This is a genomic window from Fulvivirga lutimaris, assembly GCF_009711525.1.
Taxonomy (GTDB): Bacteria; Bacteroidota; Bacteroidia; order Cytophagales; family Cyclobacteriaceae; genus Fulvivirga; species Fulvivirga lutimaris.
Map to the genome: position 1 here is coordinate 957 of NZ_SMLV01000386.1, position 11,962 is coordinate 12,918.

8 protein-coding genes are annotated in these 11,962 nt (G+C 39.5%); all 8 read left to right on the forward strand.

Annotated features, from left to right (window positions below; genetic code table 11):
• The first annotated feature begins 116 nt into the window (after nt 1-116).
• On the forward strand, nt 117-2,615 hold the full coding sequence (locus E1140_RS11995; RefSeq protein ID WP_246202853.1) for a glycoside hydrolase family 95 protein: 2,499 nt from the start codon (nt 117-119) through the stop codon (nt 2,613-2,615).
• Nucleotides 2,616-2,749: 134 nt separating this feature from the next.
• Entirely contained in the window at nt 2,750-4,477 is a 1,728-nt protein-coding gene (locus E1140_RS12000) for a M28 family peptidase (RefSeq protein WP_155183777.1), read from the forward strand.
• Nucleotides 4,478-4,630: 153 nt separating this feature from the next.
• Nucleotides 4,631-5,539, forward strand: coding sequence for a helix-turn-helix domain-containing protein (locus E1140_RS12005; protein WP_155183780.1), 909 nt, complete (start codon nt 4,631-4,633; stop codon nt 5,537-5,539).
• Between the two features lie 129 nt (nt 5,540-5,668).
• On the forward strand, nt 5,669-6,544 hold the full coding sequence (locus E1140_RS12010; protein ID WP_155183784.1) for an SDR family oxidoreductase: 876 nt from the start codon (nt 5,669-5,671) through the stop codon (nt 6,542-6,544).
• A gap of 1 nt (nt 6,545) precedes the next feature.
• Nucleotides 6,546-7,358 (forward strand): SDR family oxidoreductase, encoded by an 813-nt coding sequence (locus E1140_RS12015; protein ID WP_155183787.1) that lies wholly within the window; start codon nt 6,546-6,548, stop codon nt 7,356-7,358.
• A gap of 218 nt (nt 7,359-7,576) precedes the next feature.
• On the forward strand, nt 7,577-9,445 hold the full coding sequence (locus tag E1140_RS12020) for a CBS domain-containing protein (RefSeq protein ID WP_155183790.1): 1,869 nt from the start codon (nt 7,577-7,579) through the stop codon (nt 9,443-9,445).
• Complete coding sequence (locus E1140_RS12025; RefSeq protein ID WP_155183793.1) at nt 9,438-10,649, forward strand: succinylglutamate desuccinylase/aspartoacylase family protein; 1,212 nt, start codon at nt 9,438-9,440, stop codon at nt 10,647-10,649. Before E1140_RS12020 ends, E1140_RS12025 begins: the two co-directional genes overlap by 8 nt.
• Nucleotides 10,650-10,807: 158 nt before the next feature.
• Nucleotides 10,808-11,962 (forward strand): serine hydrolase domain-containing protein (locus tag E1140_RS12030; protein WP_155183843.1); only part of this gene is annotated, 1,155 nt, incomplete at its 3' end.

Consider the following 11,962-nt stretch of genomic DNA (forward strand, 5'->3'; position numbering starts at 1 on the left):
GAAATTTATAAAGTAACACCGCCAACTTTGAAAGTTTATTACTTTCTTGTGCCCTACTTGCCATATACTAAACGTTAGCAGCAAGCAAAAACACATCGCGTAATTTAACAACTCAAATGCAAAAATATGAGACTATGTTTTTAAGAGTGTTTACAATACCCTTTTTTATTTTCTCTTTGATAGGCTGTATAACACATACAGAGAGCAATAAAGATGATGAGCAAAACCCTATGAAATTGCGGTACAGCAAACCTGCAATATTATGGGAAGAGGCTTTACCTATAGGAAATGGCAGATTAGGTGCCATGGTGTATGGTGGTGAGAGCATTGAAACTATTCAACTAAACGAAGAAACGGTATGGGCAGGCGAGCCGGGAAATAATGTTCTACCTGAAATCAGGGCATATTTGCCCCAAATACGACAATTAATCTTTGAAGGGAAACATGAAGAAGCCCAGCAGCTTGCAAATAAATTACTACCTATCGGGGCTGGTGAGCATAATAATTACGGAATGTGTTATCAAGCTGTCGGGAATTTACAAATAATTTCTCCTGGCATTTCAGAGGTCACAGATTATGAAAGGGAATTGGATATTTCCCAAGCCTTAAGTCGTGTTGAATATAAAAGCAATGGTGTAAATTTTCATCGTGAAGTCATTGCTTCTTTTGCCGATGACATTATTGCCATTGAAATAACAGCTGATAAACCGGCTTCAGTTTCCTGTACCTTAAAGATTAACAGTGAACATAAAAGCCAAAACATAAGAATAGAAAATGACGCTTTACTTCTACAGGCTACAAGTAGCGATCTTGAGAATAAAGAAGGAAAGGTAAAATTTACAACCATCATAAAGCCCAAGTTAACGGGGGGATCGATAAAAACCACGGACAGTACACTGGTTATTTCTAATGCAGACAAACTCGTTGTATATGTATCTATTGGTACTAATTTTAAAAACTATAACAACCTTACTGAAGACGATGAGTTAAAAGCCAAGGCTTTATTAGAAAAGGCTTTCGCAAAAGACTATGCGCAATTAAAACAATCACATACCTCATTGTATCAACAATATTTTGACCGGGTTGAAATAAACCTTGGATCTACCGATTCGATTTATAATCCAACCAACATCCGCCTGCAACAATTTAATTCAGGCAACGACCCACAGCTGGTAGCTTTATATTATCAGTTTGGAAGGTACCTTTTAATATCAAGTTCTCAACCCGGCACACAAGCGGCCAACTTGCAAGGCATTTGGAATCATCAATTAACACCTGCGTGGGATAGTAAATACACTGTGAATATCAATACTGAAATGAACTACTGGCCTGCGGAAGCCACCAATCTTTCTGAAATGCATGAACCTTTGTTCGATCTGATTGATGATATATCGGAAACTGGAAAACAGTCAGCTTCAAAAATCTATGGAGCCAGGGGGTGGAATATTCACCATAACACCGATATATGGAGAATTTCAGGTGTTGTTGATGGTAGTTTCTATGGCTTATGGCCCATGGGAGGTGCATGGCTGAGCCAGCACTTATGGTATCATTACCTCTTTACCGGAGATAAAGAATTTTTAAGAAAAAAATATGAGATACTTAAAGGTGTTTCCCTGTTTTATAAAGATATACTAGTTGAAGAGCCTGAACATCACTGGAAGGTTGTGTCCCCTTCCATGTCGCCTGAAAATCCGCATCATCCTAACACCAGCATTTCTGCCGGAACCACAATGGACAATCAATTGGTGCACGATGTATTCAATAATGTGATAGATGCCTCTGATATTCTGGGATTGGATAAAGTTTATGCAGACAGCCTCCGGACTTTATTACCAAAACTAGCTCCCATGCAAATTGGAAATTGGGGACAGCTTCAGGAATGGATGCACGATTGGGACCGTCAGGATGATAAACACCGACATGTTTCTCATTTGTATGGGTTATTCCCATCGCATCAAATATCGCCATACAGAACCCCTGACTTGTTTTCAGCCGCAAAAACCTCGCTGACTGCCCGTGGCGATGAATCTACCGGATGGTCTATGGGATGGAAAGTGAACTTATGGGCACGATTTCTTGATGGCAAACATGCTTTAAAATTAATTTCAGACCAATTGACCCCTTCTATACAAGATGATGGAAGTCAGAAAGGCGGGACCTATCCTAACCTATTTGATGCACATCCTCCCTTCCAAATCGATGGAAACTTTGGATGTACTTCGGGTATTACTGAAATGTTGCTGCAAAGCCATGACGGTGCAGTGCATTTATTGCCTGCCTTGCCAGATTCGTGGAAAGATGGAACCATAAAAGGATTAAAAGCCCTTGGAGGCTTCAGTGTAACCATACATTGGAAAAATGGAGAACTGGAAACAGCTACCATCGAATCCACATTGGGAGGAACTTGTCGTATTCGTTCTTATGTACCGCTACAAGGTAAAAACTTAATAAATGCCAAAGGCGATAACCCTAATCCTTTCTATCACATAAGAGAAACTCAAGCACCGCTGATTCATTCAACTGATTCAATAAATCAGGAAGTGCTGAAAACGATTTATGAATATGATGTTGAAACTACAGCTGGAGAGATTATTAGTGTAAGAAGGAGATGATGCCAGCTGTCAACACTCAGTATAGTTCATTGCTATTTCTTGTTAAAACAAAACATAAAAATCTGGCTCATAGCAAATCCAAAAGTTTATTGCTTTCTTGTGCCCTACTTACCATATACTAGTCGTTGCCAAATATGAAATTTAAAGTTTTAATACCATCCATTATCATATTTATTGGAGTTTTTAGTTGCACAGATAGTCCCAATCTTACAACAACTACTTCTCAATACTTTGACTTAGCAAGACAAAATTTCACTGGTGATGTTGCCTTCGAAACCACTGAATTTGTAGAGAAGTATTGGCGTGTGGCAGGAAATACAGGCTTTAACGCCACTATCAATAGAATAGCCGCAAAGCTTGAAGAAGCCGGATATATATTAGAAGCTAATGCCACACCCAATGACATACTAACCTACAGAATTGAAAAGAGGGAAATGGAAAAGAATACCTGGGAGCCTGTGGATGCAAGCCTTACCATACTCGGCAATAACGAAAGGTTATTGGAATATTCATCCAATAGAAATATGATTTTCAAAAACTCTTCATCAACACCACCAGAGGGAGTAATTGGAGAAGTTGTTTACATAGCAAATAAAGAAGCTTTAACAACTGCTGATATCAAAGGGAAAATTGTTTTTGCTGAAATGAGTCCATACACATTGTACAAAGAAGCAATAGTAGAAGGTGGTGCAATTGGCCTTATTACCTATGATAATCCTTCTTATTTACAACCAGAAAAGAATACTACATCTATACAGTTTAGAAGTCTTCCGTATAGCAAAACAATAAAAACTTGGGGAATTGCCCTTTCCTATGAAGCAAAAGAGACGCTCAAAGCAGCCGTTTTAAATGGAAAAGTAAAACTAAAAGTTGATATCAAAACCAAGATTTATCCATCTGAAGAGTTAACCATTATTGCAAACATTATAGGGTCTGAAATACCTAATGAAAGCTTTGTGTTTAGTGCACATATCCAAGAACCTGGTGCTAACGATAATGCCTCTGGAGTTGGAGCTCAACTAGAAATGGCTATGGTCTCAGCAAAACTGATTAATGCAAAGAAATTAAGCGCAAAACGAACCCTTACTTTTCTCTGGGGTGATGAAATATTTTCAACAAGACGTTACATTAAGGAAAAGGAAAAACGAAACGCAGAGATTAATTGGGGAATTAGTTTAGACATGGTTGGCGAAAATACTTCGTTAACCGGAGGGTCTTTCCTCATTGAAAAAATGCCGGATCCTAGTGCAATTTGGACTCGCGGCAATGATAAGCACACGGAGTGGGGAGGCAAAACACTTGCTCTTGAAGATATGAAGCCACATTATCTCAATGATTTTATTATTGAGATTTTTAAGAATCAGGGAGCGTATGCTAAGTGGGAGGTTAATACTAACCCTTTCGAGGGTGGAAGTGACCATATCCCTTTTTTAAAAGCAGATATTCCAGGCTTACTGCTTTGGCATTTTACAGACCAATTTTATCATACCGATAATGATCGAATTGATATGGTGTCACAAGAAACGTTAAAAAATGTTAGCATCAGCGCCTTAGTAAGTGCCTACACGCTCATAAACGCTGATTACACAACAGCTCGACAAGTGATCCAAACCATTCTAAATGCTGCAGAAAAGCGTCTTAATAATGAATTTGTTCTTAGCAAAAAAGCTATAACTAATGGCAAGCTAGTTGCTGATGAAACCAAAATTTTAACAGCTTGGAATAACTGGTACCTTGACGCATTAGGTTCTATTGAAGATTTGGTACCTGAATCTTGTGATGAACTGAAAGATGAAATATCTGAAGCACAAATAACAATCCAAACAACAACAGATAATTTAATTCAAGAATTGAACAAATAAACATTTGCCAACAATAGTTATCAGTAATTACTTGTACTTGACAACTCCTCAGAGCCAAACCGTTGCCTACCATTAAAACCGAATCATGTTAATCATTCTGCGATTTGTGTTAATGATCCATTTAAGGTCTCTTTACATTTGTAAAAAATGAAAATGAGCGAGCATATAATAAACTCAAAATCTATCACGGAAATTCGAACGGTATTTGGTTTGGACAAGCCAACGCACCCTTTGATTACCATACTTGATACAGAAAAACTCGCGTATGGGGAAGAAGCTGTAGGGAAAAAATTTTCCTCTGATTTATACTGTATCGCTCTGAAAGATTCAAGCTGCGGAATAGACTATGGTCGAAATTCTTACGATTTTGATGATGGTGTACTCATATTTACGGCACCCAAACAGGTGATCACGGTCAAGAAACCACAGAAATTAAATCAAGTGAAAGGTTGGATGCTCTACTTCCACCCCGACCTCATTAGAAATACTACACTTGGCTCAAAAATCGATTCCTATAATTTCTTCAACTATGAAATTCACGAGGCATTACATCTTTCAGAAAGTGAGCAAAATATTCTTAGTCAAATTGTTCAGCTGATTCAAGAAGAAATTAAAGAACGAATAGATAATCATAGCCAACAAGTGCTCGTTTCAAACATTGAGTTATTACTCAATTACAGTAAACGTTTTTACGAAAGACAATTCAACACGCGTGCAGCCAGCCACATTGACGTGGTCTCAAAGATTGAGCTGTTGCTGAAAGATTACTATTTAGAGAATCAGTTGATAGAAAATGGCTCACCAAGCATTCAATATTTAGCGGATCAATGTCACTTATCCGCTAGCTATTTGAGTGACTTGCTCACAAAAGAAACTGGAAGGTCTGCAAAAGACCACATCAATGATTTTTTAGTGGAAAAAGCCAAGCATTTGCTGCTCAGCTCTAGCGATTCAGTTAGTGGTATTGCCTATTCGCTAGGCTTTAATTATCCCCATTATTTTAGCAGGTTATTCAAACAAAAAACGGGTAAAACACCACAAGAATTCAGACAATTGAATTAATGAAAAGGAAGCTCAAATAGCTTCTTTTTTTGTTTCTGCGATTTGTGTTTAACCTTCCTCTTTTCGTGTTAAGCCATCCCTCATATTCATGAGATATTTGTTTCATTCAATTACTTAAAAACAAAAGACATGAAACATAAAATTTTAGTCACAGGCGCAAGTGGAGCATTTGGAAGTTTAGCTTGTATACAATTAGTCGAAAATGGACATCAGGTAGTAGGAACTATGCGTTCGCTAAAAGGAAAAAATGAATCCATCGCCAATGAATTAAAGTCAAAAGGCGTGGCATTGGTCGAAATGGACGTCACCAACGAAGAAAGTGTTCACTCGGGTGTAAGTTCAGCCCTAGAGACAATGGATGGTTTGGATACTGTCTTCAACAACGCGGGAATCGGAGCCAATGGAATTTTGGAATGCTTTACCGCCAATGACATTCAAAAAATGTTTGATGTAAATGTATTTGGCGTTCAACGACTGATGAGAGCGGTTTTACCACATTTGAGACAACAAGGCAAAGGCACGATCATACACACTTCAAGCTGCATAGGTAGAATAACTACTCCATTTCTTGCTTCTTACTGCGCATCAAAATATGCTTTAGAATCTTTAGCAGAAGGATATCGAGCAGAGCTATCAGGATTTGGTATTGAATCTTGTATCGTAGAACCAGGCGGATTTCCCACTGGATTTATGGGTGGGATGATAACACCAAGTGATACGGAAAGAATGAATCAATATGGTGAAATGGCCAAGCTTCCGGAAACATCTCTTAATGGTTATGTTGCTTATGTAGAATCTATCCCTGAGCAAAGACCAGAAAGAGTCGCAGAGGCAGTTCTAGATTTAGTAAACACTCCTTTTGGTGAAAAGCCGTTCAGAACGGTAGTTGATTTTTCTGGACTGAAACCAGCCATCGATAACTACAACCAAGCATTGAACGAAACCACCAAAGCAATCTACACAGCTAATGGTGTAGCTGATTTATTGACCTTAAATAAAGATTAAAATGGGAAAAACAATACTAATAACAGGAGCAAGTAGCGGAATTGGGAAAGCAACAGCCATCCATTTTCAGCAACAAGGATGGAACGTGATCGCCACGATGCGCTCACCGGAAAAGGATACAGAATTGCAAGCATTGGAGCATGTTCAATTGGAAAGGTTAGATGTTTTGGATTTAGCGTCCATCAATGAAGCCATCCAAAATGGAATTCAAAAGTTCGGAAAAATTGACGCTATTATAAACAATGCAGGTTACGGGGCCTACGGACCTTTAGAATCTTTTCCAAGGGAAAACATCATCAAGCAATTCAATACCAATGTCATTGGATTAATGGATGTGACCCGAGCCATTATTCCACATTTCAGAACAAACAAAAGTGGTGTCATTGTCAATATCTCATCTATTGGTGGTCAAATGACTTTTGCGTTAGGCTCGCTCTATCACGGAACCAAATTTGCCGTAGAAGGCATTTCAGAATCATTGCATTACGAAATGGCAACAATTGGTGTGAAGGTTAAGATTGTAGAACCTGGGTTCATAGCGACTGATTTTGGGGGACGTTCTTTCGATTTTCAAGCAGGTGAAATATCCGATTACCAACCACTTATTGGAGCGTTAATGAAACAATGGCAAAATCCGGACAATACCGTTTCGCCACCCGGTTTAGTTGCAGAAGTAATTTATGAAGCTGTAACAGATGGGAAAAATCAGTTGAGGTACAGAGCAGGTGATGATGCCAATTTCTTATTAGATAGCAGAAAGAAAATGACAGATGAAGAGTTCTTTGCAATGATGGACAAGGAATTAAAAAAGTAGAAAGGTAGCTAACAAACGACATAATACATGCCTCTATTAAACAATCTGAAATTACAACTTAGACCTTAGGTTTACCGATAATTGAAATACCAGAGGCACGTGCCATATATGGACTCTACCCATACCCATCACTTCTTCCTTCCCATTTTATGGCATAAATCAATTTTTATTCTGACGCCCATCAAAAGTTAAATGCTTAAAAAGCAGCTATTTAGAATATGGGCGAGCATAGAATATCCATTGTTCAAAAAAAGGAGGAAAGGGTAAAATTTATTAAGTACCTCCTTAATGACATTAGTGCGCTAGAGCTGATGCTCAAGAACAATCGAATAGAAAATAATGTCTACAGAATAGGCGCTGAGCAGGAATTTTGCCTTATCACACCCAACTGGCGACCAGCTAAAAATGGTGAGGTGCTGCTTGAAAAAATCGATGACCCACATTTTACCACTGAGCTTGCCCGATATAATCTGGAACTTAACCTGGACCCTCATCTGCTGGAAAACAATTGCTTCTCCAAGGTTGAAAATCAAATAAGGGATCTATTAAAGAAGGCCGAAAAGGTAGCCACTAAAAACAATACCAAAATTATTCTGACAGGGATACTACCTACCATCAGCAAAAACGAATTAGGTCTTGACTTCATGACCCCCAACCCCAGGTATTGGGCATTAAATGAAATGACCAAAGCCATGCGGGGTGATGATTTTGACCTGAATATCAGAGGGGTAGATCAGCTGTCCATCAGGCATGATTCTGTATTATTCGAAGCCTGCAATACCAGCTTTCAGATACACCTGCAGGTGCCACCGGCAGATTTTGTTGCCAGCTATAACTGGGCTCAGGCTATATCCGGACCAGTGCTGGGTATTTGTGCTAATTCACCATTATTACTGGGCAGAGAGTTATGGAGCGAAACCCGCATTGCGCTCTTTCAGCAGAGCATAGACACCCGTACGTCCTCCTATGCCCTTAAAGATCAGCAGTCGAGAGTGTCATTTGGGCTTCAATGGGCCAAAGGCTCCATTGCTGAGATCTATAAAAATGATATCGTCAGACATAAAGCCCTTTTCACTAAAGATGACATTGAAGATTCCATGGAGGTTTTGACCAAGGGTGGTATTCCTAAACTGTCAGCACTAAACTTACACAACGGAACAATCTACAGGTGGAACAGGCCGTGCTATGGTGCTCATAATGGTGTTGCGCATGTGAGAATAGAGAACAGGTATATTCCATCAGGTCCCAGTGTAGCGGATGAGATGGCCAATTTTGCCTTTTGGGTAGGCCTTATGATTGGCAGACCTCCTGCCTATGATGATATGGAACAGGTGATGGATTTTAAAGATGCTAAGGCCAACTTTGTTAAGGCTGCCCGCTCTGGTAAAGAATCCATACTCATATGGAAAGGTAAGGCTGTATCTGTAAAAAAACTGGTGATCAATGACCTTTTACCCATTGCATACGCAGGGCTAAAAAAAGCCGGCATTCTAGATAAGGACATCAATCGGTATTTGGAGATTATTGAAAAGCGAACCAAAGGCCAGACAGGCTCAGAGTGGATGATAAGAAACTATAGAAGGCTGCGCAAAGGCATGAATCAGGATGATGCTCTGATCTCTCTTACAAAATCGATTCATAAAAACCAGCATACTAGCAAACCTGTACATGAGTGGCCCCAGCTGCAGCCGAAACCCAGAATACATGAGACCGCCCATTTGGTAAGCCATATCATGTCTACCCAGCTGTTTGTGGTAAATGAAGATGATCTGGCCGCGCTGGCTACCAGCATTATGCTTTGGAAAAACGTACACCATGTGCCCGTGGAAAACGAAAAAGGCCAGCTAACAGGGCTACTCACCTGGACGCACATGAAGCGTTTCAAAGAAAAAGGTTCAGACGATCAGGGTCAGACGGTTGCAGAAATAATGACCAAAAAAGTACTGACCGTTGAGCCCTACACAGAGATTAAAGATGCTATTGCGCTGATGAAGAAAAATGAATACGGGTGTTTGCCTGTGGTTCACGGTCAACATCTGGTGGGCATTATTACTATAAAAGATCTAACTGGCTTAGACCATGGTTAAAATCCACAGCAAACCGCTTGATAAAACCATTGAAATTGAACGGGTTATCGGTGAAATTCATGGAGGTCAGCATGGCCCAACCATAATCTTTACAGCCGGCATCCATGGCAATGAACCTTCAGGTATTTTTGCACTTAAGCAGGTCTTGGAGCAGCTGGCGCCTAAAAGAAAGCTTGTAAAAGGTAAAATCATAGCCATTAGTGGCAACCTGAAAGCCCTCGCAGCAGGCATCAGATTTAGTGCGCATGATTTAAACCGGCTGTGGACTTCAGAACTTATGAATGAGGTCAATAATGGTACTTTGTCACAAACCAATGAAGACATAGATGAGCTGGTAGAAATACACAACGTCATAAAAGAAGTAATGACCAAGTACCCAGGCCCCTATTATTTTATGGACCTGCATACTACATCTAGTGAGTCTATACCCTTCTTAACCGTAAATGACAGTTCCCTGAACAGAGACTTTGTAAACCAATACCCCTTGCCTATAATTTTTGGTATTGAAGAATTTATAGAAGGGCCGATATTAAGCTATATAAACGAATTGGGCTATGTGTCCTTTGGGTTTGAAGGGGGTCAGCATGACGGCCTTTATTCAATAGATAATCACATTGCCTTCATCTATACCACCCTGGTATATGCCGGTGTCCTCAGTAAAAAAACTGCCGACTATCATCATCACTACGAAATGCTGGCCAAGTCATCTGTTGACTCCAGGGGTTTTTATGAAGTTTATGATAGTCTGAAAATCAGAAATGGTGAAGTCTTTAAAATGAAACCCGGCTTTGTCAACTTTCAAACCGTTAAGAAAAATCAAACACTGGCGCATTTAAATGACAAAAAGATAGTTGCTGATAAAACCGCTAAAATATTTATGCCTCTCTATCAACCGAAAGGAGATGATGGCTTTTACATGATAAGAAGAATCGCACCTTTCTTTTTACAGCTGTCAAGGGTTTTAAGAAGGTTTAAACTGGATAATCTACTCACTTTCCTACCTGGAATCAACTGGGCAGATAAAACAAAAGACACCCTTTTGGTTAACCTTCGTATTGCGCGCTTTTTTGCTAAAAAGTTCTTTCACCTACTGGGTTATAGGAGTATACAAAAAGATAAAACCCACCTGATATTAAGAAATAGAGAGGCCGCAGCACGAACCGAAGAGTATCTAGATGCTAAGTGGAAACTTAAAAGCACTTAGAATCAGAGAGTTGTGTTAAACAGTGATTCCATGCTTTACTGCGATTTTCAGTTGCTTGTTTTGCGAATAGGTTCTAAATCCATAACGTGCTAGTTTTATACCCTGTGATTAATTAGAAATCCCGCCTAACATGGCGTTTAGTATTTAACCTCTACATAATGAAAGCCTTTAACAATAGTCTTCTTTATTGCTGCATAGGAGCGATTCTTCTATCCTGCGAACCAAAACCTACTACTGAAACAGCAGTCGAACTTCCTTCTCCTACCTATTCAAATTCATACCAACCACCTGTCTTTACTGCTGATAATCGGATCGAACAGATCAAAAGTATTGCCCCGGAATTACAGGAGTTAATAGCAGATTATGCAAAGGCAAGCAATATACCAGGCATTGCCTATGGTGTAGTTGTCGATAACAAACTGGTGATATCAAATGCCACAGGCGTTTTGAACATTGAGAAGGAAACACCTGCCACTCCAAAATCATCTTTTAAAATAGCTTCCATGACCAAAAGTTTTACAGCCATGGCTATTATGAAACTGATAGAAGAAGGTAAGTTATCATTAAATGATCCGGTGAGTAAATATATCCCTGAAATGTCTGGCTTAGAATATCTCACCCGAGATGCCTCCATTATTGATATTGAAAACCTATTAACAATGACGGCTGGTTTTCCAGAGGACAACCCTTGGGGTGACCGCCAGTTGGCGCAGCCTGATCAAATGTTGATAGATCTTATTGCCGGGGGAGTCTCATTTTCCAATGCTACTTCCTATGAGTTTGAATACAGCAATACTGGATATGCACTATTGGGAAATATTATTTCACGCGTATCTGGAATAACCTATCAAAACTATATTACTCAGAATATTTTAGAACCATTAGATATGGAGCAAACCTATTGGGAGCAAGATAGTGTTCCAGCCGAGCAGCTAGCCATAGGGTATCGCTGGGAAGACGAACAATGGAAACTGGAACCTATGCTTCATGATGGGGCCTTTGGTGCAATGGGAGGACTAATCACATCTATTGAAGATTTCAGCAAATATGTTAGTTTTCATCTTTCGGCATGGCCTCCTAGAAGTGATGAAGATAACGGTCCTATTAAAAGGAGTTCACTAAGAGAAATGCAAACCGCACAGTTTTCGAATTTGTTTGCTAATGCGACTGACTTTAATGGTGATCCATGTGCAGTAATTTCTGGATATGGATACGGACTTGGTATCGCAGAATTTTGTAATGGTTTAAAGCAGGTGGGACATGGTGGTGCTCTTCCAGGCTTTGGAAGTAATTATAAGTTTTATCCTGAATAT